Below are 26,657 nucleotides of genomic sequence, written 5' to 3'. Positions count from 1 at the left end.
AATCCTGAATTTGGAAGCCAACCCATTCGATCCGCCGGAAGGCTCGCTGCGTAAATCGGTCGGGCGCGGCGCGGTGGTGACCGCCATGTCGCAATCGGTGCGGGTCGCGACGCAGATCATATCCGTCATCGTGCTGTCGCGGCTCTTGTCGCCGCAGGATTTCGGCGTCGTGGCGATGTGCGCGCCGGTGCTGGCCTTCATCGCGCTGTTCCAGGATTTCGGCCTGACCCAGGCGACGATCCAGAAATCGGGCATCCGCCATGAGGAGGTGAACTACCTCTTCTGGATCAATGTCGCGGTCAGTGCCATCCTGGCCTGCGTGCTCGCGGGTGCGGCACCGCTGGTCGCCGCCTTCTACGGTGAGCCGCGCGTGGCCGGGCTGGTCGCCGCGTTCGGGCTGCAGATCATGGCCTATGGGCTCGGCGCCCAGCATCTGGCGCTTTTGACACGACGCATGCAGTTCGGGCGCCTGGCGGTCATCGACGTCGCCAGCGCGGTTGCCGGGCTGGTGGTGTCGATCGCCTGGACCTTCATCGACCGCTCCTACTGGGCGCTGTTTGCCGGCACGCTGACCGGCGCGGTGCTGCCGACGCTGTGCTACTGGGCAAGCTCGCGCTGGCGGCCAGGCCTGCCGCGCAAGGTCGCCGGCATCGGCGAGTTGATCAATTTCGGCGCCGGCATCACCGGCTTCAACTTCGCCAATTTCTTCGCCCGCAACCTCGACAATGTGCTGATCGGCAAATACTGGGGCGAGCAGCAACTCGGCCTCTACGACCGCGCCTACAAGCTGCTTCTGTTCCCGCTCAGCCAGATCACCAATCCGCTGTCGAAGGTCATGGTGCCGGCGCTGTCCAGGCTGAAAGACGAGCCGGACCGCTACCGCAGCGCCTATCTGCGCGTCATGCCGCTGATCCTTTTGGTGGCGCTGCCCGGCGTCGCCTTCGCCACCGCAATGTCGGATGTGCTGATCCCCTTCGTGCTCGGCGAACAGTGGCGCGCAAGCGCCTCGATCTTCCTGGCGCTCGGCTTTGCCGGGCTGCTGCAGCCGCTCAACAACCCGGCGGGCTGGCTTTTCGTCAGCCAGGGCCGCTCCGGCGACTTCATGCGCTGGGGCATCATCACCGCCGTGACCTCGGTGCTCGCCTTCGCGCTCGGCCTGCCCTATGGCGCGCTCGGCGTGGCGATAGCCTATGCGGTCAGCGAATATCTGCGCACGCCGTTCCTGTGGCTCTATGTCGGCAAGAGCGGACCGCTGCGGGCCAGCCATGTGCTGCGCGCGGCAACGCCATTCGTGCTCGGCGCGCATCTGGCACTGGCGGCGGTCTGGCTGATCAAGCCGATGCTGCCGCAGCAGCATGTCGTCGCCCTGGCCAGCGGCGCCATGCTTGCCTACCTCATCACCATTGTCGTCGCGCTGGCCTTCGCATCCGGCCGCGAGGCCTTGCGCGAGGCCCTGAAGATGCTGCCGGCACGACAGCCGGCGGCAACGCCGCGCGAGGCGCAATAATTTCGGCGCCTTTGCCAGCTACCCAATATCCACACGAACATCAGGTCTGATGCATGCACTACCGATCGATCTCCGACATGAACGACACGATTGTCGGCAACCTTCACCGGCTGCCGCGCGACATCGACCTGGTGGTCGGCGTGCCCAGAAGCGGCGTGCTGGCGGCGACGCTGGTCAGCCTTGCGGCGAACATTCCGATGACCGATCTGGATTCCTTCCTGGACGGCCGGGTCTATACGTCCGGCATCACCAAGCGGCGCGCCGCGCTCGACCGCAAGGTCTCGGACATGCGCAAGGTGCTGGTGATCGACGACAGCATCGCCGGCGGCAACGCCATGCGCGATGCCCGTGCCCGTATCGAGGCTGCCGGCATAGAGGGTGATTTCATCTATGCCGCGGTATTCGGCCTGGAGCCGAAGCATCGGGAAACCGACGTCGTCTTCGAAGTCGTGCCGCATCCGCGCATGTTCCAGTGGAATTTCATGCATCACAAATTCCTGGCGCAATGCTGCGTCGACATTGACGGCGTATTGTGCCTCGATCCGACCGAGGCGGAAAACGACGATGGTCCGGCCTATGAGAAATTCCTCAGCGAAGCGCGCCCGCTTCATGCCCCGACCCACCGGATCGGCTGGCTGGTCACCAGCCGGCTGGAGAAATACCGTGCGCTGACCGAGGCGTGGCTGGCCAAGAATGGGATCGTGTACGACCAACTGATCATGCTCGACCTGCCGAGCAAGGCGGAGCGCCAGCGGCTCGGCGCGCATGGCAGTTTCAAGGCTGATTTCTACCGCAAATCCAACGCTATCCTGTTCATCGAAAGCGAGCATGCGCAGGCGCTGAAGATCACGGAGCTGTCGGGCAAGCCGGTGCTGTGCGTCGAAACCCATATGGTGAGCTTCCCCGATGCGCTGTCGCTGCCGGCGCTCGGCCAAGCCGCGCGCAATCTGCCGGCAAGGCTGCGGCAGATCAACTCGCAGCAAGGCCGCAAGGGCGCCGCCAAGGCCCTGGCCCGCGCCCTGCTCGGCGCCCGCGGCTACGAGACGCTGAAAAGCCGGGTCAAGCGCCCGGCCTGATCGGCTGGCTTTCTGAGCGCCGGCTACGCCGCCTGGCGCGCCCGCTGCTGAACCGCCCTATCCAGGATAGAGAAGAAGGTGACGAACTGGCGGTCCGGATCGAGCTCCGGACGCGCCGCGAAGCCGCGCGCCACGTTTGAAACCCGTTCATATTCCTTGTTATCGTTCCACAGCTGCCTGACAGCCGCGACCCAGTCGATGAGCGGAGCATCGTAGTCGAGTACCGTGCCGCCGGGGCCGATGGCTTCGGGCAGGCCACCGCGCCGCGAACCGACGACCGGGATGCCGCTGCAATGGGCCTCGGACGCGACTCGGCCCCAGGCCTCCTCCCATTTCGAGGGCGCAAGGAGGATCCTGGTGCGGCCATAGACCGTCTTCATGTCGTTGGTGCGGCTCTCCAGCGTGACGTTGCCGAGCGGCGCGATCGTCTCCTCGATGCGCGCGCGGTGGTCGTCGTCCAGCTTCCAGCTTTCGACGAACAGGAACGGGATTTCCGGGCAGGCGCCGGCGATGCGGACCGCCAGTTCGAAGCCCTTTTCCTCATAGGGGTTGATCAGCGTGACGAATTGGCCCGTGGTCGGCGTGCTGTACTGCGTCGGGTTGATGGTCGGCGGGATCACTGTCGCCTCGATGCCGAATTCCCGCTTGTAGGTGCGCGCGGTGAACTCCGAATTGGCGATGTAGAGCGCGGAACCCAGTTCGCGCAAATCGCCGCCCAACTCGTGGAACTCGACATTTCTGAGATAGACGACCAGCGGCACGCCCTCGGCCTTCAGCGCTTTGCCGAGGGGCACCGATTTGTGGCACTGAACCACCGCCACGTCCGGCCTCAGTTTCTTGACGGCAAAACCCGCTGCTTGCCAGGGAAACCACGCCCGGATCACCGGGTAGCCGGGAAAACTGTCGACGACCGCAGGCTGGCGCAACAGCTTCATCTTGGCACGCGCCTTCAAGCCGAAGACGCCGTCGCCGAAGAGGGCGGCAAGCACCGCGGCCTCATGACCGTGCTCGATCAGCTGTTCGGCCAGATGATGCGTGCTCGACTGAACGCCGCCGCTGAACTCCGGCGGGTAGCCGTTGCCGCCTGCAAAAAGAACTTTCATGGTCGTGGCTCCTGTCTTTTCGCCGTGTCGAAAGCGCCTCACGCGCTCTTTGGCGGGTCAAGCGTCGCGAACGGATTGGTACATGAGTGCCATCCGGTGAACCGGATCGGATCGTCAGGCGAACTGCGCCAGGCGTAGTCCGTCAGCATATGGAATTCGGCGATGACCCAGCGGTCGAAATGTACCAGATCTTCCCGCTTTTCATGGGGCAGCAGACGGCGGACGGCGCCCAGTTTGAGCTCCTCGGCCAGAGTGACTGCGTCGCTCAATTTCTCGCTCGGAAAGATCCAGGGATTGCGGTTGCGGAACTCCAGCACGAACTGCTGCAGGTGCTCGATGCGCATATTCAGCCTGCCGAGATATTTTTCGAGCGTGACGCGAACCAGATCCTCGTCCGAAAACGAGGAGACGGCGGCGTAGGCAACGCCCGTCGAGGCAACGCCACCCGCCAGGATGGCCAGTGCGGAACGCCGTGTGACTTCGATCATCGGGCCGCTCCTCTCACGCGATCCGGCTCGCCGCCCGCAGGGACAAAGCCGCCGCGGTCAGGCTTGGGTTGGCGCAGGAGCAGCTCGGATAGGTGCTGGTTCCGACGACAACCAGGTTTCTCAACCGGTGATGGATCATGTTGCTGTCGATCACCGAATCAGCCGGGCCGGTACCCATCCTCAGCGTACCCTGGACATGCGATTCCGTTGGCCGGATGCCGCGGTCGAAGAGCCGCTCGACCGGCAGCGGGGCAAGCAGCGCCGGCAATTTGTCCAGCGCCCGGGCCATGCCCTTGACCGCATAGTCCGACGGTGCCTTGAAGGAGACGAAGGCATTGTCGTCCTTGTCGAGGGTGACGAAATTCTCGTGATCGAGCAGGTTTTCGGTGACCACGACCAGCGGCAGCGTCTGGCGCAACCGCCCCTGCTCGGCGCGCATCCCGTGCTGCCAGCGGTTTTCGAAATAGACCAGTGCCGCCGCATGCTCGGACCGGTGCGGACCGTCATAGAGGCCAAAATTCAGGCCGGTGGTGATGGTGCTGCCGTCGAAATTGTCGACGCCGTCGAGATAGACCTCGAAATTCCAGCCATAGGATTCATGCAGGCCGCGCCCGACGAATTCGTCTCCCAGGCCGGAGCGCAGCATGATCGCCGCGCTCTGGATGGCGTTGGCGCCGAGAATGAAAAGGTCGCCGCTGACCTGATACTCCTTGCCGTCATGAACGAAGGTGACCGAACGGACCGCGCCGCCGACCTGATCGAGCCTGCGCACTTCCGCACCGAGGCAGACCGAAACGTCGGGATGCTCGAAGACATGCATCAGGCCATTGTTGGCGGTGAATTTCGCGTCGACCGGGCACAGCCAGCAGCGCAGATTGGCACAGCACGAGGTGCGCTGCGCGGTCGGGACCCGGGCGCGAGCGGTCGGCATGACGAAATGCTGGCCGGGCTGGGCCACCTTCATCATCTTGTCCGGCGTCGACATGCGATGCGGCGGCTGCGGAAACGGTTTCGAGCGCGGCAGCATCGCCGCCATGTCGGGATCGCCGGAGATCGACATGATCTCTTCGGCATCGCAGTAGAATGGCTCGACGTCGTCATAGCTGATCGGCCAGTCATTGCCGACGCCATAGGTGCTTTTCAGCCTGAAGTCATTGGGATGGAACCTCGGCGTCTGGGCGAACCAGCAGTTGGTCCCGCCACCCAGTCCGATCGTGTAATTCCACGGCTTGTCGGAGTTGGTCTTGTATGTCGACTCGTCGTCGATGTCGGTGTTGGCGTTCTGGGCGAGCTGCCATTCATGCGTGTTGTGCCGACCCCATTCCAGGATCAGGATGCGCGCCTTACGCCGCATGGCGAATTCGTGCAGGAAGAAGGTCGAACCGAAACCGGAACCGATCGCGATGAGATCGAAATGATCCTTGGTGATTTGCTCTGGCTTTACGTCCAGCACCATCAGCCGCAACTCCTTTCCGCGCCGGGCGCGTATGCCAAATTCCGCTTGCTTCCCGCGGTCGCTCTCATGCCGCCATTCTGCCGATCGAGTGATATTCGATGCCGTGGCGCGCCACGACCTTGGGGTCATAGAGATTGCGGCCGTCGAAGATGACCGGCGTGGTCAGCGCGTCCTTCAACGCGTCGAAGGACGGGGCGCGAAAGCTCTTCCATTCGGTGGCGATGAGCAGCGCATCGGCGCCGCGCAAGGCCGCTTCCTTGGTGCCGCACAGCAGCAGGTCGTCGCGCAGGCCGTAAATGGCCTGGCATTCCTGCATCGCCTCCGGATCATAAGCCTGTACGGTCGCGCCGGCCTTCCACAGCGCTTCCATCAGGACGCGTGCCGGCGCCTCGCGCATGTCGTCGGTGTTGGGCTTGAAGGCCAGGCCCCACAGCGCAAAGGTCTTGCCCTTGAGACTGCCCTTGAAATAGCGGTTCACCTTGTCGAACAGCACGGATTTCTGGTCATTGTTGCGTTCCTCGACGGCGCGCAGCAGCTTGGCGTCGAACTTGACGCCCTCGGCGGTCTTGATCAGGGCGCGGACGTCCTTGGGAAAGCACGAGCCGCCATAGCCGAGACCCGGATAAATGAAGTGGTAGCCGATGCGCGGATCGCTGCCGATGCCCTTGCGCACCTCCTCGATGTCGGCGCCGAGCTGCTCGGCCAGATTGGCCATCTCGTTCATGAAGCTGATCTTGGTGGCCAGCATGCAGTTGGCGGCGTATTTCGTGAATTCGGCGCTGCGCACGTCCATCACGATCATCTTTTCGTGGTTGCGGTTGAAGGGCGCGTAAAGCTCACGCATCACCACCTCGGTCTCCTCGCTCGAGGTGCCGACGATGATACGGTCGGGCTTCATGCAATCGGCGACGGCCGAGCCTTCCTTGAGGAATTCGGGATTGGAGGCGACGTCGAAGGCAAGATCCTCACGCCCTCTCTTCTTCAGCGTCTCGGCGATCCTGGCTTTCACCTTTTCGCAGGTACCGACCGGCACGGTCGACTTGCCGACGACGATCTTGGCGCTATCCATCTCGCGGCCGATGGTCTCGGCGACCGCCAGCACGTATTTGAGGTCGGCCGAGCCGTCCTCGCCGGGCGGCGTGCCGACCGCGATCATCTGGATTTCACCGTGCCGGACGGCGGCGGCGGCATCGGTGGTGAATTTGATGCGGCCGGCGGCATGATTCTCCCTGACGATGCTTTCGAGGCCTGGCTCGAAGATCGGGACGAAGCCCTGGTTGAGGCGCTCCACCTTGCTTTCGTCGATGTCGACGCAAACCACCTGGTGGCCAACCTCGGCAAGCACCGCCGCCTGCACGAGGCCGACATAGCCAATTCCAAACACCGTCAAGTTCATTCGGTTTCATTCCCATCCATGGCCGCGACCCGTTCTCGGTCCGGCCGGTTCAATTCGTCTTTCCCAACTCTTTTACGCTGCATACGAGCGATTCCGGAAACTGGCATGGCTCGCCGAGCGCGGTGAAGGCAACGCGTTCGACCTGCAGCGAAAGCTTGCGGCCCGGATCCGCGAAGGCGCCCATCCAACCCTTCATGGTGTCGCTGCCCCAAAGGCTGAAGAAGATCTTCTGCGCGTGGCTGGGCAGCTTCGCCGGGTCGGTGATGGTGTTCACCAGCTGGCCGTTGACGTACCAGCGCAAACTGTCCTTCTCCCAGACGAAGGCGTAGTCGTTGAAGGCCTTGTCGGTGCCGCCCGGCACCTCGACCAGCTTCTCGTTCTTGCCCTTACCGTCGATATAGGCGTTGACCTGCACCTTGGAGGTGTCCTTGGTCAGGATCTCGAAGTCGATCTCGTCCCAGGGCTGCTTGTCCGACGGGCCGATATAGGTGAAGAAGGCCGCGTTGAGGCCGGAACCGGTGTCGGTCTTCAGCCGCGCCTCATAGGTGCCATAACCAAAGCGCTGCTTGGTCTGGATCTCGCCGCAGGCGAACTCGCGATCCTTCAGCTTCTGTTTTCCGAAGCCGAGCGACAGCACACCGTCTGAAAGCTCGACCAGCCCCTTCGACCAAGTGCAATTCTGGTGGCTGCCGTTGCTCCAGCCGTCGGAGACATACCAGCGAGACTTGTCGAAGCTCTTGAAATCATCGACGAAAGAGGGAGCGGACTGGATATCCTGCGCATGGGATGGAGTCGCAAAGAGGCTGCCGAGAGCAGCCAGCAGCAATCCGCCGATCAAGCCCAACCGCCGCAGGTCGCCTTGCCGGATCTCATGCGCGACGGAGGTTGCGGCAATTGCTGTCGTGGACGTGGTTTTCGGATCTAAATTCATACCAAACTCACCTTTGTGCTGTGCGTCCCCAACCCAAAGTCGACGTTTGAACCGCTTCCAAACGGGCCAACCTTGGCCTCCTTTTCGAGCCCCCAGAAATCCCTCTCCTGTCCTGCATCATAGCTTTGAAGCTTGCATCATGCCTTTGAAGTAGTCTCACGCCCGGCTCGCGCCCGCGGGCCTGGCGAAATCCGCCGTGGCGGCCGAATTGGACTCCCCACCCGCGTCGAAGACCATATCGAGCGAATGACGCAGTTCCTTCATCAAACTGTGCTGGCGCGACAGTGCCGCGATGCGGCGCTCGCAATTCAGGATCGATTGCGTCAGCGCGCTGACTTCGGATGAGCGCTTCTCGGAAGCGGAGCCGTTTTCCATGGCTTCGACGAGAAAGGCCGCGTTGGTCGCCGTCTTGCGGTAGCGGCTCTCCAGGCCCGTTTTCTCGGCTGCGATCTCGGCGGAGATCTGCTCGAACAGTTTCGCCAGCCGGTCGAGGCGGGCGATGTCGGCCTGCCGGTCGCGGGCAGGATCCCTTGATCTGAAGCCAAATATCGAGGCCATGGGCTTAAATTCCTGTCATCGCCGGCTTACTGCCGACCACTGGCCGATCCCCGCAAGCAGGGCTGAAAAGCTCGTACCGCATCGTCCAACTCCTTTGACGGGAGAGACGTCGGACCAATCCGATCGGGGGCCAGTTCGGTTGGTCGTTCGATTTGCTGCACCGCAACATAGACTGCCATCGTCGGAGCCGTGAGGCAACCACCCAATTCGTAAACTCTTAAATCCACTGGAAATGGTTTGCACAATGCGAATGCTGTTTGAGGGGTGACGCGGGCGCCCCTTACCGCTCCTTGCCTGCACTGGTCCCGGCCATCAGGAAACGCAACGGCGGCACGCGCTTTTGCCTGGACACAAGGCCAACGCGCCGAAACAGCGCCTCCAGCTTGTCGGAGGCCACGCCCTGGACGATGGGGACCAGGTTGGATTGACTTGCAAAGGCGTAGGCCGCGGCCGAGGCCAGCCCGCGCTCGGCCTTCACGTCAAGGAAATTGCGCAGCCGGTATTTGTCGCGCACATGCCGCTCGTGCCGCCGCAGCACCGCCTTGGAGCCTTCCGGCAGGCTGTCTATCGCCAACAGCGCCAGATCGGCATCGGCCAGCCGCTTCAGATCCTGCGTCTTGTGACGGCCGCTGAGCGAATCAGCACGTACGATGGCACCGTAGCCGCAGGAACGGATGACCTTGAACCGCGCGCCGTGGGCGACCGCGCGGGCGTAGAGTTCGTAGTCCTCGCCCAGCCGCAGGCTTTCGTCGTAGCGCAATCGGTGCCGATCGAGGAAGGCGCGGCTGATCACCGGCTTCAAGAAGCCAAGCTCGCCTCTTTGCACGCGGCGCCTGGAGATGTTGCCGTCGACGAAGCGCTCGAAGTCGAGGAATTCCGGATCGGCGGCAAAATCCGGAGCGACGATCTTGGTCGCGTCATCAGTCGCATCATCCCTGATGAGCATGATGTTGTCGGCCGCGAAATCCCAGTCGGCGGCGGCAAACAGATTGCGGAACCGGCCCCCGAGGAAGAAGTCGTCGGCATCCAGAATACTGATGAACGGCGCTTTCGAACCGGCGATCGCGGCATTGCGCGCGAAGGAGGGGCCACGATTGACCTCAAGGCGCATGACCTTGAGCCGGCCGCTGCCGTCGTCGGCGGCGCGGGCGACCTCGGCCGTATTGTCGGTAGAGCCGTCGTCGACGACAACGACCTCCGCCACCTCGGGTTCGCGCAATGCGGACGCGATGGCGACCGCGATCGTGCGTGCCGCGTTTTTGGCCGCGATGATCACGCAGACCTCTGATTTCGTCATCGACATGGGTTAGCCTCTTGCACAGGTTCCGATTTGCCCTCGCCCTGTACGTATTGCAACACCACCGCCATCACGGGCTGGCCGGCCGCTCGAAGATGCGGCGGCTGATATCCGCCGACGCTGCCCAGCCGGCTTCGGCCAGGTAGCGGACGGGAGCCCTGCCGCACAATTCCCACAACACCGTTCGCCGCTGCGGCCACCGCAAGGATGACAGCCATGGCGCGATGACCATGTTGAGCAGGTCCTCGTTGCCGATGCGCGACAAGACCGGCTTGGCCCGCTCCGACAGAAGCGTGCCGGTGGCGCCCAGCAGCACATCGGCGGCGCGCAGGCCGAGCAGCAACGTGTCGTCCAGCCCCTGGCTCACCGCTGCATCCAGCACACGCTGCTGATCGGCCTCGCCAAGACGGTTGGCGCTGGCCCTGATATCGCAGACATAGCCGGCACAGGGTTCGCGGTTGAACAGTGCCTTGGCGACGCTGATGCAGGACAGCATCAACGTGTCGGCGGCCGACGTGAACGGCACTTCGGTGCCGGTGATCTCGACCAGCCGCTTGCGCCGCAGGAAACCGTCGGCATCGCGCGGACTGGGCGAGCCGGGCTGCTGGAGGCGGTAATGAAGGTCGACCGTGGACGGCCCGTTGCCACGGATCATGTGCTGCTCGCCAAGGAAGCGGACCCACCAGAGGGAGCGTGACTTGCCTGAGACCTCATAGCCGATCGAGCGCAGCGCATTGCGTGCTTTCGTGAATCCGGACGGGGAAACCAGGATGTCGACATCGCCCGAAGGCTTCATGAAATGGTCGTCATAGAGCAGATGCTGCTGGAAGGGACCTTTGAGAAAGACGAAATCGATCTGCCTGTCGCGCAGCGCCCGATGGATCGCCATCGAATCCATGAGACAGGCGGCGTTCATCGACACCGTCCGCCGGCGATAGGTGTCGAGCCATTGGAAAAGTTCGGCGGGCCTTTCGGTGGCCGGGGCGCGCGACAGCGCTTTCAAAATGAAGGTGGCGACCTTGTTCAGCCTGGCGATATCGGCGACGGCGGCGGCGGAAAGGCTCGGCGTCGACACATTGCCGGCCAGAGCCGCCGCGCCTGAGAAATACAACCGCAGGCAGGCCTGCACATAGGCAATCTCGTCGGCACAGTCGGCGGCGCGCAGTCGTTCATAGGAACTTTCCGGCAAGGCCATTGAGCGCATGGTCTCCAAAATGCGGTTTGCACGGCGTTTATGCTGCAAGTGCGAAACAAAGCATCCTCAAAAACCTGGACGCCGTAAAGTCTTTCCTTTCGCAGTGCGAAATTTTGCAACCAGAGCGTTTGCCGCGCTTCCTCGATGCGGCGCAACATTCGGCTGAAATTCCGACGCAATCGTGGCGCTGCAGCTGATCATCGACACCCAGCTGGCTAACAAGAATCCATTATTTTAGACAAGCCTAAAAAAGCATCATCGCCATGAACTTTTTATGCAAGCAAATTCAATTGCTTAAAGAATCGCCCGTGCTGAAGGCAGACTGCATCGAACTTCACCTCGACAAAGGCGGAATCTTGAGCATTCCGCACACGCATGGTGACGTCCGCAACCCGTAATTGATTAACCAGAAGTAAATCAGGCTTGACTCATAAATGTTGCTATGCAGCTATTGCATCGCAGCATGAAAGTGCTGACGGCACTCGACAGGCCGTTTCCAGTCCTCAGTGGAGAGTAAAATGGAACAGAATGTTGAAAAGCATGAGTACGAAACGCCAAGCCTGACGGTCCATGGTTCGATCGAAACCATTACCCAGGGCGGTGGCGGCAGCACGGCAATCGACGCGTCGTTTCCGGCGCACACCCCGATTGGCGATCTGACGTTCTCCTGAGACTAGCTTGGTTCTGGAGGAGTGACGTTGGGCCTCCAGGATTGAAGACCGCAAATGGAGCCGGGGATGAAGATCCCCGACTTTCCGCTTTTTGAAATGACGACGCGTAGACCGTGTGTTGCTAACGAGGTTTTGGCATGAACTGGAACCCATCCGAGCACGATTGCGTAAGTGCCACCGGGGATGCGGTGGCCTGTGAATTCCGCGATGGCCTGGCGCTTCTCAACCTGAAATCCAATATCTATTACAGCCTCAACAGCGTCGGTGCGTTCATCTGGGAGCAGATCCAGGAGCCGAAGTCGATCGCCGATATCCGCGGCGCCGTGCTTGCGCGCTACAATGTCGACGCCGAGCGCTGCAAGGCTGACGTCGACGCCTTGCTTAAGGGCTTCGCCGAAAACGGACTTGCGAGGCTGCACAATGAGGCACTTGTCTAGGCAGGCTCCGCAGAAGGCCATGATCTCGCGGCAGAGACCTGCGATGGACCAAAGACCGAGGCCTGCCAAACGCCGGCCCGGCCGGGGATTGGCCAGGATCCTGTCCCTGAGCGGCTCGGAAGCGCTTTTCCTCTGTCACTGCCTGCTGGTGGTCGCGACCGTCCGGCTGGGGCTGACCTTGTTTTCCTACAACCGTGTTCGCGGCATGGTGACCCGGCTCGACGCGCGCCAGTGCGCCAGCATGGGCGAACTGCGGCTCGTCGCCTGGGGGGTTGCCGCGGCCGCACGGTTCGTGCCGCGCGCCACCTGCCTTACCCAGGCGCTTTCGGGCCAATACATTCTCGCGCGCCAGGGCAATGCCTCCAACATCCGCATCGGCATCGAACGCGGCACGGGCGAGCAGTTGAAGGCGCATGCCTGGCTGGTCAGCGACAACCATGTCGTGCTTGGCGGCTCCGTCGATGGTTTCGCGCATCTGGTCGACCACGGCAGCCGATGAGCGGCGTGGCCGGAATCCTGCTGCGACAGGGACACGCGGTAGCGGTCCGAGGGCACGCTGAAGCGGTCCGGGGACACGCTGAAGCGGTCCGGGGACACGCGCCGGCGGACGCGGCGACCGATATCCAGCGGATGCTGGCCCGCATGCGCCATCGCGGTCCCGACGGAAATTCATGGTGGCTGGACAGCGCCGTCGCCCTTGGCCACGCCTGGCTCAACACCACGGATGAAGCCGGCCCCGGCCCGCTGACGATGGCCGGCGGCAAGCTCGCCATCACCGCCGATTGCCGGCTGGACAATCGCGACGAGCTGATGGCGAGGCTTGGCATACGCGACAGGTCGGTTGCGGACGCCGTATTGCTGATGCGGGCCTATCTGCGCTGGGGCGAAGCCTGCCCCGTGCATCTGCAGGGCGATTTCGCCTTTGCCATCTGGGACGCCGAGCGGCAGCTGCTGTTCTGCGCGCGCGACCATTTCGGGGTCAAGCCATTCTACTACCACGCGGCGGACCGGCGTTTTGCCTTTGCCTCCGAGATCGGGCCTATGCTTGGGCTTGACGGGGTCGGCGCGCGCATCAGCGAGCATCGGATTTCGGGATTCCTGGCCGGGCTTCCCGACGACCCGCAATCCACCCCCTACAGCGATATCTTCAGCCTGCCGGCGCGTCACAGCCTGACGGTCACCGCGCAACAAGTGGTGCTGCGCCGATACTGGCAGATCGAGCCGTCGGCACGACCGCCGCGGTCGGATGCGGCGGAGGAATTCGCGCATCTGTTTTCGCAATCGGTGCGCAATCGCATGCGCGGAAGCCCGTCGGTCGGCGCGATGCTGAGCGGCGGCCTCGATTCCTCCTCGATCGCCTGTGTCGCCGGCCTGCAGAACGCCGCCGAGCGGAAACCCAGGCTGCCGACCTTTTCGCTGGTTTTCGAGAAGGGCTCGTCGATGGACGAACGGGTCTTCATCGATGCGGTGCTCGATCAGCAGAAGACCGATCCGACATTGATCCCCGTCGGCAATTATGCGCCCTTCGCCGAGTTCGAACGGGTGCTGGAGGAACAGGAGGGCACCTTCCTGGCGCCGGGCCTGACGCTGACCCGAGGCATCTACCGGACGGCTGCCGCGAAAGGCGTCAAGGTGCTGCTCGACGGCCATGGCGGCGACGAGGTCGTCTCACAGGGACATGGCCATCTGCACGAGCTTGCCAATGGCGGAAGGTGGCTGGACCTTTGGCGCGAGGTTCGCAGCGCCTCCAACACCTATGGCGACAGCACGCTCGGCCTTTATTTCCAGTTCCTGACCCTTTACGGACCGGCCTGGCGCATCGCCAAGGCGAGACAGCTGGCGAACCGTGCCCTGAACAGGATACGCAAGCCCACGCAAATGCAGCGCGGCCGCAGCTGGCGCGACCTGATCAATCCGGACCTGGCCAGGCGGACCGAACTGATCGACCGCTTCCATCGGGCCGGCTACATGCCGCCCGGCGTCCAGGCCAGCGACGCGCTCAGCCATCGCTGGATCCTGTCCAACGGCTATGTGCCGCACTCTTTCGAAGTGCTCGACAAGGCCGCTGCCAATTTCGGCGTCGAGCCGCGCTATCCGTTCTGGGACAAGCCGCTGGTCGAATTCTGCCTGGCGCTGCCGGGCGAGGAGAAACTCAACCACGGCTTTGGCCGCTACGTGTTGCGCCGGGCGATGGAGGGCATCCTGCCGGCAGCGGTGCAGTGGCGGCGCGACAAGATCGATTTCACCGCCAATCTCGTCAACGGCATGGTGCGCAACCACCGCGACCTCCTGCAACAGCTGCTGGTTTCGGATGCCGGCCGTATCGCGCCCTATGTCAACCTGCCGCAGGTGAGCGCCGCCTATGCGCGGCTGCTGCGCCAGCCCGATCAGGCAGCGCCGCTGGATGTCCAGTATGTCTGGCGTTCGGCCTCGCTGTCGTTGTGGCTGCGGCAGGTCCAGCACGGCGGGAGCCCCGCATGATGCCGCGCAACCAGCCGCTCGCCACATATGTCGGCGATCCCCCCCATGGCCGGACCACGAGGGAGCGTCGCTACTACCGGGCTTACGGCCTGACCGTGGCGTCCGACGTGGCGCTGCCCGAGCTGGAGCCGGCGGAGCCGGCTGCGGCGGATATACTGATCGCCATCGGCACGATCGACATGCCGAAGCCTTCGTCCGAGGCCGCGACGATCTTCCGCTTTGAGCCGGACCGGCAATATCTGGCTTGGCATGCCGTCGGCGCCTTCCTGATCAGCGATGCCAGCCGCATCGACATCGAGCCGGCACCCGGCGTGGATGACGCCCTGCTTGCCTTTCCATTGCTTGGGCCGGTGATGGCGCTGCTGCTGCACCAGCGCAGCCTGCTCGTCCTGCATGCCAGCGCCATCGCGGTGGCCGGCAGGGGAGCCATCTTCATGGGCGACAAGGGTGCCGGCAAATCGACCACGGCAAGCGCCATGATCCGGGCCGGTCATCATCTGCTTACCGACGATGTCGTGGCGCTCGATCTCGCCAGGCCGGACGCGCCGATGATCGTTCCGGGCTTTCCCCAGATCAAGCTTGCCGCGGACGCCGCGGCCGCGATCTCGCTTGGCCAGGCGGAGGTGCGGCCGCAAGTGCATCCGGCGATCGAGAAGATGCAGCACCGCCTGCATGGCGCCTTCTCCGGCGGCATGGTGCCGGCGACCAGGATCTATGTCCTCGAGCGCGGTGCGAAGGCCGCGATCACGCCCTTGCCCGGCATTGCCGCCCTGCCGGCGATCATCAAGTTCTCCTATGTGACGCGGTTCGGCCGCGCGGCGCTCCCTGGCGATTTCGCGGCGCTGCATCTTCGCCAATGTTCAGCAATCGCTAACCATATCGGCGTGTTCCGGCTGGAAGTTCCGACCGGCCTCGACAGGATTGGCGAGGCCGTGGCGCTGATCGAAGGCGACCTGGCGGCCGGGGATCTGGCGGCCCCGGACCTCACGACCGGAGAGCTGGCGGCCGGCCGTCGGCGGCGGTGAGCGCAATCATGTCGAAATCTTCGATCCTTCGCCTGTCGCTGTTTCGCGATGTCGCCGCGTTCGGCGCCGTCATCGCCCAGATCGGCGGGCGGCGGACCTGGACGGCACTGCTGTTCCTGATCCTCGGCAGCCTGACGGAAGGCATTTCGATCCTGCTGCTTGTGCCGCTGCTGCACCTGGTCGGGCGCGCCGACCAGGATTTCGCGGTCCGCTTGCCGAACAATGATTTCGTGCGCTGGCTGGTGCCCGAGGGAACGCTGCAACTGACGACGGTGCTGTGCGCGCTGGTCGGGCTCGTTGCCGTGCAGGCAGCATTCAACCGCTTCAAGTCGGTCTACATGGCCAGGCTTCTCTTCGATTTCGTCAACCGTTTGCGCATGAACCTGTTCGAGAGCATCGGCAAGGCGCGCTGGGGCGTGTTCTCGCGCATGCGAAGCTCCGATCTCGACCATGCCCTGACCGGCGACATCGATCGCGTCCAGGGCGCCGCCTTCTCGCTTTTGATGCTGGTGCAGATCGCGGTGCTTTTGGTGGGCTATCTCGTGATCTCGATGTTCATCTCGCCGGTGATGACGGCGTTTGCGATCGTCATCGGCATCGTGATGTTCATGGCGCTGCAGCCGTTTCGCGCGCGCGCCACCGCTTTCGGGCGTGTCCTGACCAGCAATCGCCAGGATCAGTACCGCACGGTCTCGGAGTTCCTCGGCGGCATCAAGGTGGCCAAGAGCCTGAATGTCGAGGCCAGCTATTTCGCGCAGTTGCGGTCGACGTTGGAAAAGATGAAGGCCGACAATATCGACTATGTGCGCAACAGCTCGATCGGCACCGCGGTGTTCCAGGTGGCGAGCGTGGTAGGCCTCAGCCTGTTCATCTATGTGGCGCTGGTCCGCTTCAACCTGTCGCTGGCCGAGATTGTCGTTCTGCTTCTCGTCTTCATGCGCATCGCGCCGCGCTTCATGGACATGCAGACGCAGGCCCAGCAGGTGCTGATCAACCTGCCTGCCTATACGGCCATGCGCAGCCTGCAGGCCCGTTTCGACGCCGAGCGCGAACCCGGCCATGCCGAATCCGGGGATGCCGGCAAGCTGTCGCTCGATACCGGGCTGAACATTCGCGGCGTCTCCTTCGGCTACGACGACGGCTCCGGCAAGGCAGTGGTGAGCGACATCACCTTCGGTCTCCCTGCCGGAAAAGTCACCGCCCTGATCGGCCCCTCGGGATCGGGCAAGAGCACGATCGCCGACATGCTGCTCGGCCTGCTCGAGCCGACCGCCGGCAAGATCCTGGTCGACGGCGTCGACATCGATGCCGGCAATCGCCGGCGCTGGCGTGATCAGGTGGCCTATGTGCCGCAGGACGTGTTCCTGCTGCATGACACGATCGCGGCGAACCTGCGCCTTGCCGCGCCGCAGGCCAGCGACGACGATCTGTGGATCGCGCTGCGCGCCGCTCATGCCGGTGACTTCGTCGAACGGCTCGACCTGCAGCTCAAGACGGTGGTCGGCGACCGCGGCGTGCGGCTCTCCGGCGGCGAGCGCCAACGCATTGCGCTGGCGCGTGCGCTGCTGCGCAAGCCGTCGCTGCTCATCCTCGATGAGGCGACCAGCGCGCTCGACTGGCAGAACCAGTCGCTGATCGCCCGGTCGATCGACGGCTTGCGCGGCGCGATGACCATCCTGACCATCGCGCACCGGCCATCGATGATCGCCTTCGCCGACTGGGTGGTGGCGATGGAAGACGGCCGTATCGTGGAGGTCGGCCAGTATCAGCGGCTGAAGGCCAAGCCGGCGAGCCGGCTGTCGAGGATGCTGTCGGGGGAACAATCGGAAACCGAACCCGCCGATGTGGCCTGAGGCCGCGGATACCTTTGCAGGAGCTAATGTAGGCTGCGCCGGGCGTTGCCCAGCTTCTCGCCTTCGGTCACGTCGGGCGCACTCAGCTTTCTCTCAGCTTCGCGCAGCCTGTCGGCTTGCGTCGGCGCACTCCTGGCGATCATGGCATAGACGAGGACGAAATAGCCGGCCTGGATGATACCGGCACAGATGATGACGCGCATCAGCGTCATGCCCAGCGAAGCGCCGCCAAGCCATGACCAGGCGACGACGATTGCAAGAGCGAAAATCATCCCAACGATGAATTTTGGAAGCGACATACCCAACAGCCCATAAACCGGCCCGGGTTATATCAAACGATAGCCCCACCCGAGCGCCGTCCCTTGTCATGCGGGCTTGTAGAGGTGCCCGCTATCGGCCGGTTGCTTCCGGCCTTTCAACCTGTCGCCACTCTGACAGGTATAATTTGCAATTCTATTAAGGCGAGCAGAAGGCGGCAAGGGCAACCGCACATATTTTTGATTGAGCTTGCGCGATCGACTCTGGCATGCTGCAACGCACACCACCGCAATTCACTCAACCTGCAGCCGCCGACCCGTTTCAGTACAATTCCCAATATTATGTAGTATTTTATGTTAATAGTCGGGAACTTTGCGCCTTCCTAAAGCTCTAATATGTACCATTCCGGGCCTGCGAGAACGCCTTGCCCCAGATTCGCCGCGAAAAGGGCTGCATTTTTTTACGCTTGCCCATTTATTGTCACAATTGTGCTAAACATCCTGAAAAATGTGCATCGCTAGCTTATTATTTAGTCAATTCATGACGTGACTATTTCAGTGGCCCGGGAAATTGTGTGTTGCGCTGCAACATTTTTTTGGTATCGTGTGGTGAACCATTCGTTCAACGCATGGAGTTTCCGCATGAGGGATATTGCCAAGTCGGCCACGGCGGGCTTTTCGCAGGCTGACACCGATTTTCCGCCGCCTATCGGCGGCCTCATCAAGCGCAGCTTCGATATTGTCGGTTCACTGGTTGGTCTGATCGCGCTCAGCCCGCTGTTCATCATGGTAGCGCTGCTGGTCAAATTTTCCGACGGTGGATCGATTTTCTACGGCCATCGGCGAATCGGGCGCGGCGGACGGATTTTTCCGTGCCTGAAATTCCGCACCATGGTTCCGGACGGTGACAAGGTGCTGGCCGCCTATCTCGCCACCAATCCGGAGGCCAATGCGGAATGGATAGCGACCCGCAAGCTGAAGAACGATCCGCGCGTCACCCGTGTCGGCGCGGTGTTGCGGAAGCTCAGCCTCGACGAATTGCCGCAGATCATCAACATCCTGCAGGGCGATATGAGCCTTGTCGGGCCTCGCCCGGTGGTGCGCGACGAGCTGGAAATCTACGGCAGCGCCGCGGTCTACTATCTGAAGTCGCGGCCCGGCCTGACCGGCCTGTGGCAGGTCAGCGGCCGCAACGACGTCTCCTACGACAGCCGCGTCGCCTTCGACCGCCACTATGTCGAGAACTGGTCGCTGTTCGGCGACGTGCGCATCATCATCAAGACCGTGCCGGCCGTCTGGATGTCACGCGGCTCCTACTGACCGGACGCCGGGACCAGGCATCCGGCGGCAAGCTCATCGGGCGATGGGGCTAAAACGGATCGGAACGTTCAGTTGAAAAAAGACATGTTCGAAGCTTTTGGCAGCGGCCGCTTTTCCGGCCGCTCTCGGCTTATGGCCACCTGCCTTGCGATGTCGCTCGCTTTTCTTCCCCAGGTCGCCATCTCAGGCGAATACCAGCTCGGCTCGCAGGACAAACTCAACATCCGTATAGCCGAATGGCAGACCGTCGAAGGCACGTTCCGTGACTGGTCGGCGGTGAACGGCGAATACACGATCGGCCCGGCCGGCACGCTGTCGGTGCCTTTCGTCGGCGAGTTGCCGGCGGCCGGCAAGACCACGGCGGAGGTCGCGGCGGCAATCGGCGAGGCACTGCAGCACAAGCTCGCTCTGTCGGACAAGCCCGAGGCCTCGGTCGAGATGGCGCAGTTCCGGCCCTTCTATATTTCGGGCGAAGTGCAGAATCCCGGCCAGTTTCCTTTTGTGCCCGAACTGACGGTGCTGAAAGCGATCAGCGTCGCCGGCGGCATCAGGCGCAGCGCCGATTACGGTCCCCAGCTCGGCAAGGACCTGGTCACCGCCAAGGGCAATTTCGATATCTCCGACGACCAGCGCGTCCGGCTGCTCGTCAGGCGCGCCCGCATCGATGCCGATCTGGCCGGCAAGGCAAGTTTCGAAGCGCCCAAAGAGGTCGAGGGCGATCCGCGGCTGCCGACCATCGTCGCCGACGAAATGACGATCCTGACCGCAGATCAGAAGGCGCTGAAGCTGAAGCTCGAGGCGCTCGACGATCTCAAGAGTGTCCTTCAGTCCGAAATCGAATCACTGCAGAAGAAGATCGTCAACCAGCAGAAGCAGGTCGACCTGGCGCAGCAGCAGCTCACCAGCATCGGTCCGCTGGCGCAGAAGGGACTGGTCGCCAATGCGCGACTGCTGGATTCGCAGCAGTCCGTCACCGACCTGCAGGGCAAGATCCTCGACTACGAGACGGCCATTCTCACCGCCAAGCAGTCGATCAGCAAGGCGACGCAGGATGCCATCGATGCCCAGAACACGTTGAGCTCGAGCCTCGCCGCCGACCGGCAGCAGACCGAAGCCGACCTGAACGAGGCCGCGCTGAAGGTGAACATGCAGAAAGGCCTGATAGCCCAGGCCAGCGATCCCGCGACGACGGCCGCCATCACCAATGGCCAGCAGCCTACCCTGCTTTATTCGCTGGTGCGCAATGTCGACGGCAAGACCAGCGAAATCGCGGCGAAAGAAGAAACACCGGTGCTGCCCGGCGACGTGATCAAGGTCAAGCTGGCACCGCTGGCCAGCCAATAGGTCGCGGACTTCGGCGCGATCCAGCCGCTCCGATCCATCGCACAACGAGTTCCAAACCTCCACCAGGCCCGTCTGGTGGAGGTTTTGCCATGATGAGCGATCCAGGCCGCGAAATGATAGGGCGTTTCACCGTTTCACGGAAACGGCGAGCCGTTCCATCTCTTTGTTCCGACGCAATTCCCAAGGGAAACCGCCACGCTCTTTTCCCGGAAAAACCGCTCACACTTTTCCTGGAATTGCTCCAGAGCGCGCCGCCTCGAAGGACGGGAATGTCTCGTTGCCGCAAGGCGCTATGCGTCTTTGGGCAACGTGGATGGGCTCATGATGGATCGGCTGCAGCCGGACGGCCGACATGCCGGGGCCAGGCCGGCTCGCCCCTTGCCGCCGCATCCGCCGGCTCGAAGGCCGGCGACCAGCGCGTGCGGGTGACCGGCAGCCGTGCCAGCTTGAAGTAGCTGAAATACATCAGGAAGGAGCCCATAATGTAGGGGTTGAGGACCTCGACCTCGACAAAGGAGCGGATGAGCAGCAACACCATCACGCCGAACAGCACCACCGATTCGGCCTGCCATGCCTTGAAAATCACCGTCGAGACATGGCCGTAGAGCGTTCGCAGCATGATCAGCGAGATCATCACCGCACCGGTAAAGCCGAGTTCGACAAGCGCCTCGACATAGGTGTTGTGGAAGTGGAAGCCGGTGCGGGTGGTGATGTAGAATTCATTCCACAGCCGCTCGGCCTCGGCAAAGCCCTGCACCCAATAGGCGGCATAGCCGACGCCGAGGATCGGCGAGCGCTGCGCGGCGTTCCAGCCCTGCTCCCACAGATAGGTCCGCCCGGTGAGCGTCGAATCCTTGCCGAAGAGGCCAAGCACGAAGTCCATGAGCCCGAGATTGAGGGCTACAACGGCCACCACCACGATCAGGCCGGCGCCGACCAGGAAGATCACCCGACGATAGCGTCGTGACAAAAGCTTGGTCATGGCAAGAAGCGCGATCAGCGCCAGGACCGCCGGTATCGAGGCCATCGACGTGGCGGAATGCGAAATGACCAGCAGGTAGGCCGACAACAGCACGACAGGCACGGTCAGGATGAAACTCAGCCGGCCACGCCGCAGGAAAGCGAGGAACACCACGGAGAAATAGATGCCGAGCGAGCCGACGAAGCCGATCTGGTTCTTGGAGGCAAAAGCGCCGACGAAATTGTAGGTGCCGTCAAGGACGTCCTCGGAATAGGCCCCGACCTTGAGCGAATAGAGCATGACGAAGAAAATCCCGACCAGGGCGCCGAGGGTCAGGGTGCGCACGCTGACGGTACGCGCCGCGACGTAGGCGCAGGCGATGTGGGAGAGATACTGGACCGCCGTTCTGGCGGTGACGCCGGGCGCCTGCGACCAGAAGATGGAAAAACAGATATAGGCCGCGAACAGCAGCGGCAGCCAGGCGCTGGAGAGTTGGCGCAGGAAGCGCCGGTAGTCGACCAGGATGAGCGGAAGCCAGACGGCATAGTAGGCCAGGATCAGCACCTGGCCGAAAATGACGGAATAGGAGAACGCCCAGATCGAAACGGCAACGGCAAAAGCGCCGTAGACCGAGTTCTTCTCGGGATCGACCAGCAGGGACTTTGGAATTTTCATCTCAGAGTCCGGTCGGCGCGGCCCAAGACCAGCAAATCCGGCAGGCGGCAGGCCAGCCGGCATATCCGCAAAGAGGGGCGTGCAATAAACGGCATCTCCATTGTGCAGTGCAATATAACCTATCGCACCGCATGCTCAATGGCAAATCCGGTCACCTTGTCTTACATCAGAGCAGTTCACCGTTTCACGGAAACCGCGAACCGCTCTAACTCTTTGTTTTGACGCTATTCCGGACGGAAAACCGTTCACACTTTTCCTGGAATTACTCTAGCGGACGGCGAGAGAGCAGCCGGTGGTCCGTCCCGCGACAGCCGCCTGGATCAGCAACGAGAACGCTACCACAGTGCTCCGCCGGTGATCTGGATGTTTTCCATGGTGATGCCCGTGGCCAGATCCGAGCACAGGAACACCGCCAGTGGAGCCCCAGGGCTGCGTGCCCTCGAAGTCAATGAAAGCCTGTGGCCGGAACTTTCGCTGCGCGAGCGGGAACTGGTGCAGCTGGTCCTCGCCGGCCATCCGACAGCCAACATCGCCGAGCGTCTCGGCATCACCGTCGGGACCGTCAAGAACCACCGCCGGCGCATCTATGAAAAGCTCGACATCACCACCGAGCGGGAGCTGTTTTTGCAGTTCTTTCAGCACCGATAGCACCCCTGCTGGCCTACCAATATCCCGTTCGGCGAGCCCGATCCCGCCTTGAATTTGGTTGCCGTTGACTTCACATTCGCCACCGATTGGGAGAAAGACCAGATGCCGAACTTCGCGGGACGCTTCGCTGGCCGGGCAGCCGTCATCACCGGCGGAGCCTCGGGCATCGGCCTGGCGGTCGCGCAACGGATCGTCGAGGAAGGCGGGCGCGTCTGCGTCTGGGACCGTGATCCGGCCCAGATCGAACAGGCGAAAACTCTCATCCCTGGCCTGCATGGTGTCGCCATTGACGTCGCCGATGCCGCCGGCGTCGAAGGCGCCGCCGCAAGGACGATCGAAGCGCTTGGCGGCGTCGACATTCTGGTGACCAGCGCGGCCATCACCGGGCCGAACATGACAACCTGGGCCTATTCGACCGAGGATTGGCAGAAGGTCATCGACATCAACATCAACGGCGTCTTCTACTGCAACAAGGCGCTGGTGCCGCACATGCTGGAACGCAATTATGGCCGCATCGTCAACATCGCCTCGATCGCTGGCAAGGAAGGCAATCCCAACGCTTCCGCCTACAGCACGTCCAAAGCCGCCGTGATCGGGCTGACCAAGTCGCTCGGCAAGGAACTGGCCAAGACCAAGGTGACGGTGAATTGCGTGACGCCGGCGGCTGTGCGCACAGCGATCTTCAAGCAGATGAAACAGGAGCACATCGACTTCATGCTGTCCAAGATTCCGATGGCGCGCTTTGGCGAGGTCGAGGAAGTGGCGGCGCTGATCTGCTGGATCGCCTCGGAAGAATGCTCGTTCACGACCGCCGCCGTCTTCGACGTTTCCGGTGGCCGCGCCACGTATTGATCCGGGCCGGAACATCCCCACATTGGCCGGTGCAACTACAAATCCGCGTGACGAGGCAACGATCGGAACTGGACAGGCTTATAGTCGCTGACGTCTGTATTGGCGACAGAACAGGGTTTGAGGGAAAGCCATGACACGACGAGACAGTTTGGCGATGACCGATGGCCGCCGTGCCGACGCCGGGAGATCGACAGGGCCCACGGCCATCGGGCTGGAGATTGCATCGCTTGCCTGAAGCAGAGCCCGCAGCGCTGTCCGATGACGAACTTCTGGACCGCTACCAGCGCGCGGCCTTCGGCTATTTCCTGGAGAATGTGAACCCCGACAACGGGCTGGTCGCCGATACATCGCGGCCGAATTCGCCGGCCAGCATCGCGGTCGTCGGTTTCGCCCTCTCCTGCTATCCGATCGGCGTCGAACGCGGCTGGATGACGCGCTCGGCGGCGGTGGAGCTCACGCTTGCGGCGCTGCGTTTCTTCTCGGCCAGCCGGCAAAACGGTGGTGATGGCGTCACCGGCCACAAGGGTTTCTACTACCACTTCCTCGACATGCGCACCGGGCTGCGCGTCTGGCGCTGCGAGCTGTCGATGGTGGACACCGCCTTGCTGATGGCCGGCATATTGGTGGCCGGCGCCTATTTCTCCGGCGGGAATGAGAAGGAGGCCGAAATCCGGCGACTGGCCGAAGCACTCTACCGGCGCGTCGACTGGCGCTGGGCGCAAGGCAGCAGCCCGACCTTGCGGCAAGGCTGGAAGCCGAAGAGCGGTTTTCTCCACTATGGCTGGGAAGGCTATAACGAGGCGACCATCCTCTATGTGCTGTCGATGGCCTCGCCGGACAGCCCGACTTCGGACGACAGTTACGAAGCCTGGACGGCAACCTACCAGTGGGAAAACATCTACGGCCATGACGTGCTCTATGGCGGTCCGCTGTTCATGCATCAATTCTCGCATGCCTGGATCGATTTCGCCGGCATCCGCGACGCTTTCATGCGCGAGAAGAACTCGGACTATTTCGAAAACAGCCGCCGCTCGACCTATCTCCACCGCGACTATGCCCGCCACAACCCCTATGGCTTCGACGGCTATGGCGAGAACCTTTGGGGCCTTTCGGCCGGAGACGGGCCGGGCGGCTTCCGCGCCAGTGTGGAGCGACGGAGGCACCGGTTTTCGGGTTATGCCGCGCGCGGTGCACCGTTCGGGCCGGATGACGGGACGATCGCGCCATGGTCCTATCCAGCGTCGCTGCCTTTCGCGCCTGACATCTGCCTGGCAGCCATGCGTCATCTCGGCGAGCGCTATCCGCAAGTGATCGACAATTTCCGCCTGCCGAGCGGCTTCAATCCGACCTTGGCCAACCGGCGAAAATTCGGCGGCAACGGCTGGGTGTCGGAAGGCCATTACGGGCTGGACCAGGGCATTGTGGTGATGATGATCGAGAACCACCGCTCGCGCCTGATCTGGGAGCTGATGCGCTCCAATCGGCACATCCGCCGCGGCCTGGACAAAGCGGGTTTCACCGGCGGCTGGCTGGCACAGCCGGCAGGCTCCGCATCGGGAGTCTACGATGGCGCGTGAACAGACAAGGGCGGCCACCTTCCCTGTCGACCGCAACGACGTCGACCTGGTCCGAGGCGCGCATCCGCCTCACTGGAAGAACCCTACGCCCGACGGCCCCTACAATCTCGTCGTCATCGGCGCCGGACCAGCCGGGCTGACCGCGGCGCGCGACGCCGCAAGCCTTGGCGCGAAAGTTGCGCTGATCGAGCGCGGGCTGATCGGCGGCGCCTGCATCAATGTCGGCGGCATCCCGTCGAAGTCGATCATCCGTACGGCCCGGCTCTATGCCGACATGCGCGATGCCGAGAATTTCGGCGGCGACACGCCGGCGCGTCTTCCGGTCGACTTCGAACGGGCCATGATGCGGATGCGGCAGATCCGGCAGCGGCTCAGCCGTGCCGATTCGGCCGCTGCCATCACAGCCGAAGGCATCGACCTCTATTTCGGCGAAGCGCGCTTTGGCGGACCCGATACGGTGTTGGTCGCCGGCAAGACGCTGCATTTCAAGAAGGCCCTGGTCGCGACCGGCGCGCGTCCCAGCGGGCCGGCGATCCCCGGACTTGCCGAGGCCGGCTATCTCGACAATGAGAGCATGTTCAACCTCACGCGACGTCCCGAGCGGCTCCTGGTCATCGGCGGCGGGCCGCTTGGCTGCGAGACGGCGCAGGCCTTCTGCCTGCTCGGCGCGAAGGTCATCCTGGCGCAGAGCGATCCGATGTTCCTGCCCGGCGAGGAACGCGACGCCGCGCAGATCCTATCGGACGCGCTGGCGCGCGAGGGGGTGGAGGTACGCCTGAACACCGAGGTGGTGGCGGTGCGCAAGGAAGGCGGCAAGAAGCACGCCGACCTTTTGCGGGACGGCGACACGACAACGATCTCCGTCGACGAGATCATCACCGGCGTCGGCCGTTCGCCCAATGTCAGGGATCTCGGGCTGGAAGAGGCCGGGGTGGTGTATGACGCCAGCGGCATCAAGGTGGACGATCACCTCAGGACGACCAATCCGCACATCTACGCGGCGGGCGATGTGTGCCTGGAGTACAAGTTCACCCATACCGCCGAGGCAACGGCACGTATTGTCGTGCGCAATGCCCTGTTTCGCGGGCGCGAAAGGCTCAGTGACCTCGTCGTTCCCTGGTGCACCTATACCGATCCGGAGATCGCCCATGTCGGGCTCTATCCAATCGAGGCGCGGCAGAACGGCATTCCGGTCAAGACCTATACGGTGCTGATGCATGACGTCGCCCGCGCCGTGATGGACGGCGAGGAGGAAGGGTTCGTCAAGATCCATGCCCGGGAGGGATCCGACCGCATCCTGGGGGCGACGGTCGTCGCGGCCCATGCCGGCGAGATGATCAATGCGGTGACGCTTGCCATAAGGTCCGGCATGGGATTGCAAGCCCTGGCCGACGTCATCCATCCCTTCCCGACGCAGGCACAAGGCATCAAGATGGCGGGCGATGCCTACAGGCGAACCCGGTTCACCTCCTTGCGCAGGCGTCTGGCGGCGCGCTGGCTGGCCTGGTCGAGGCGATGAGCCTGGCCGCGCGCCGAGGACTCGGGGGCG

General features: G+C 63.0%; 23 protein-coding genes and 2 pseudogenes. 14 read left to right on the top strand and 11 right to left on the bottom strand.

Going from position 1 to position 26,657, the window contains the following annotated elements:
* Positions 1-10 precede the first annotated feature (10 nt).
* Together CK227_RS04020 and CK227_RS04015 are read left to right on the top strand one after the other, a co-directional pair.
* Entirely contained in the window at positions 11-1,507 is a 1,497-nt protein-coding gene (locus tag CK227_RS04020; RefSeq protein ID WP_095771653.1) for a lipopolysaccharide biosynthesis protein, read from the top strand.
* A gap of 53 nt (positions 1,508-1,560) precedes the next feature.
* Positions 1,561-2,583, top strand: coding sequence for a phosphoribosyltransferase family protein (locus CK227_RS04015; RefSeq protein WP_095771652.1), 1,023 nt, complete (start codon positions 1,561-1,563; stop codon positions 2,581-2,583).
* Positions 2,584-2,606: 23 nt separating this feature from the next.
* Here CK227_RS04015 and CK227_RS04010 read toward each other — a convergent pair whose 3' ends face one another.
* From CK227_RS04010 to CK227_RS03975, 8 genes are all read right to left on the bottom strand, one after another.
* Complete coding sequence (locus tag CK227_RS04010; RefSeq protein WP_095771651.1) at positions 2,607-3,686, bottom strand: glycosyltransferase; 1,080 nt, start codon at positions 3,684-3,686, stop codon at positions 2,607-2,609.
* Positions 3,687-3,724: 38 nt separating this feature from the next.
* Positions 3,725-4,174, bottom strand: coding sequence for a hypothetical protein (locus CK227_RS04005; protein WP_095771650.1), 450 nt, complete (start codon positions 4,172-4,174; stop codon positions 3,725-3,727).
* A 13-nt stretch (positions 4,175-4,187) separates the two neighbouring features.
* Positions 4,188-5,630, bottom strand: coding sequence for a GMC family oxidoreductase (locus CK227_RS04000; RefSeq protein WP_095771943.1), 1,443 nt, complete (start codon positions 5,628-5,630; stop codon positions 4,188-4,190).
* 64 nt (positions 5,631-5,694) lie between these two features.
* Positions 5,695-7,026, bottom strand: coding sequence for a UDP-glucose/GDP-mannose dehydrogenase family protein (locus CK227_RS03995; protein WP_095771649.1), 1,332 nt, complete (start codon positions 7,024-7,026; stop codon positions 5,695-5,697).
* A gap of 49 nt (positions 7,027-7,075) precedes the next feature.
* The gene (locus CK227_RS03990) at positions 7,076-7,957 is read right to left on the bottom strand and encodes a family 16 glycosylhydrolase (RefSeq protein WP_095771648.1); all 882 of its coding nucleotides are present in this window, start codon (positions 7,955-7,957) and stop codon (positions 7,076-7,078) included.
* 156 nt (positions 7,958-8,113) lie between these two features.
* Positions 8,114-8,515: a hypothetical protein gene (locus tag CK227_RS03985; RefSeq protein ID WP_095771647.1), complete on the bottom strand. Its 402-nt coding sequence runs from the start codon at positions 8,513-8,515 to the stop codon at positions 8,114-8,116.
* 280 nt (positions 8,516-8,795) lie between these two features.
* The gene (locus CK227_RS03980) at positions 8,796-9,818 is read right to left on the bottom strand and encodes a glycosyltransferase (RefSeq protein ID WP_095771646.1); all 1,023 of its coding nucleotides are present in this window, start codon (positions 9,816-9,818) and stop codon (positions 8,796-8,798) included.
* 64 nt (positions 9,819-9,882) lie between these two features.
* On the bottom strand, positions 9,883-11,007 hold the full coding sequence (locus CK227_RS03975; protein ID WP_095771645.1) for a nucleotidyltransferase family protein: 1,125 nt from the start codon (positions 11,005-11,007) through the stop codon (positions 9,883-9,885).
* A 518-nt stretch (positions 11,008-11,525) separates the two neighbouring features.
* Here CK227_RS03975 and CK227_RS03970 point away from each other — a divergent pair.
* From CK227_RS03970 to CK227_RS03945, 6 genes are all read left to right on the top strand, one after another.
* On the top strand, positions 11,526-11,678 hold the full coding sequence (locus CK227_RS03970) for a lasso peptide (protein WP_010913078.1): 153 nt from the start codon (positions 11,526-11,528) through the stop codon (positions 11,676-11,678).
* Between the two features lie 137 nt (positions 11,679-11,815).
* A complete protein-coding gene (locus tag CK227_RS03965) occupies positions 11,816-12,115 on the top strand; it encodes a PqqD family protein (RefSeq protein ID WP_095771644.1) in 300 nt (99 codons plus the stop codon).
* A 43-nt stretch (positions 12,116-12,158) separates the two neighbouring features.
* The gene (locus CK227_RS03960) at positions 12,159-12,614 is read left to right on the top strand and encodes a lasso peptide biosynthesis B2 protein (protein ID WP_245318068.1); all 456 of its coding nucleotides are present in this window, start codon (positions 12,159-12,161) and stop codon (positions 12,612-12,614) included.
* Entirely contained in the window at positions 12,611-14,596 is a 1,986-nt protein-coding gene (locus tag CK227_RS03955) for a lasso peptide isopeptide bond-forming cyclase (protein ID WP_095771642.1), read from the top strand. Before CK227_RS03960 ends, CK227_RS03955 begins: the two co-directional genes overlap by 4 nt.
* Complete coding sequence (locus CK227_RS03950) at positions 14,593-15,621, top strand: serine kinase (protein ID WP_095771641.1); 1,029 nt, start codon at positions 14,593-14,595, stop codon at positions 15,619-15,621. The genes CK227_RS03955 and CK227_RS03950 overlap by 4 nt, the downstream gene beginning before the upstream one ends.
* Positions 15,622-15,629: 8 nt before the next feature.
* Positions 15,630-17,474, top strand: coding sequence for an ABC transporter ATP-binding protein (locus CK227_RS03945; protein ID WP_095771640.1), 1,845 nt, complete (start codon positions 15,630-15,632; stop codon positions 17,472-17,474).
* Positions 17,475-17,497: 23 nt separating this feature from the next.
* On the opposite strand, the gene CK227_RS03940 is transcribed toward CK227_RS03945, so the two are convergent.
* Complete coding sequence (locus CK227_RS03940; RefSeq protein ID WP_095771639.1) at positions 17,498-17,773, bottom strand: exopolysaccharide production repressor exox; 276 nt, start codon at positions 17,771-17,773, stop codon at positions 17,498-17,500.
* A gap of 600 nt (positions 17,774-18,373) precedes the next feature.
* Here CK227_RS03940 and CK227_RS03935 point away from each other — a divergent pair.
* Together CK227_RS03935 and CK227_RS03930 are read left to right on the top strand one after the other, a co-directional pair.
* Positions 18,374-19,051 (top strand): sugar transferase, encoded by a 678-nt coding sequence (locus CK227_RS03935; protein WP_095771942.1) that lies wholly within the window; start codon positions 18,374-18,376, stop codon positions 19,049-19,051.
* An 84-nt stretch (positions 19,052-19,135) separates the two neighbouring features.
* On the top strand, positions 19,136-20,395 hold the full coding sequence (locus CK227_RS03930; protein ID WP_179295820.1) for a polysaccharide biosynthesis/export family protein: 1,260 nt from the start codon (positions 19,136-19,138) through the stop codon (positions 20,393-20,395).
* Positions 20,396-20,714: 319 nt separating this feature from the next.
* Here the strand turns inward: CK227_RS03930 and CK227_RS03925 are convergent, their stop codons facing one another.
* Together CK227_RS03925 and CK227_RS37970 are read right to left on the bottom strand one after the other, a co-directional pair.
* Complete coding sequence (locus CK227_RS03925; protein WP_095771637.1) at positions 20,715-22,031, bottom strand: O-antigen ligase; 1,317 nt, start codon at positions 22,029-22,031, stop codon at positions 20,715-20,717.
* A 335-nt stretch (positions 22,032-22,366) separates the two neighbouring features.
* Positions 22,367-22,453 (bottom strand): annotated as a pseudogene (locus tag CK227_RS37970) (3-oxoacyl-ACP reductase); the annotation flags it as partial.
* Positions 22,454-22,460: 7 nt separating this feature from the next.
* Here CK227_RS37970 and CK227_RS03920 point away from each other — a divergent pair.
* The 4 genes and pseudogenes from CK227_RS03920 to CK227_RS03905 form a co-directional block, all read left to right on the top strand.
* Positions 22,461-22,679: pseudogene (locus CK227_RS03920) on the top strand (helix-turn-helix transcriptional regulator); the annotation flags it as partial.
* A gap of 102 nt (positions 22,680-22,781) precedes the next feature.
* The gene (locus CK227_RS03915; protein WP_095771941.1) at positions 22,782-23,531 is read left to right on the top strand and encodes an SDR family NAD(P)-dependent oxidoreductase; all 750 of its coding nucleotides are present in this window, start codon (positions 22,782-22,784) and stop codon (positions 23,529-23,531) included.
* 227 nt (positions 23,532-23,758) lie between these two features.
* Positions 23,759-25,108, top strand: a complete 1,350-nt coding sequence (locus tag CK227_RS03910) for a glucoamylase family protein (protein ID WP_095771636.1) — start codon at positions 23,759-23,761, stop codon at positions 25,106-25,108.
* Complete coding sequence (locus tag CK227_RS03905) at positions 25,098-26,627, top strand: mercuric reductase (RefSeq protein ID WP_095771635.1); 1,530 nt, start codon at positions 25,098-25,100, stop codon at positions 26,625-26,627. The genes CK227_RS03910 and CK227_RS03905 overlap by 11 nt, the downstream gene beginning before the upstream one ends.
* Positions 26,628-26,657 lie beyond the last annotated feature (30 nt).

Source organism: Mesorhizobium sp. WSM4308 (assembly GCF_002294905.1).
GTDB lineage: Bacteria > Pseudomonadota > Alphaproteobacteria > Rhizobiales > Rhizobiaceae > Mesorhizobium.
The sequence above is the reverse complement of the archived record's forward strand: the minus strand, read 5'-3'. Positions and strand labels throughout refer to the sequence as shown.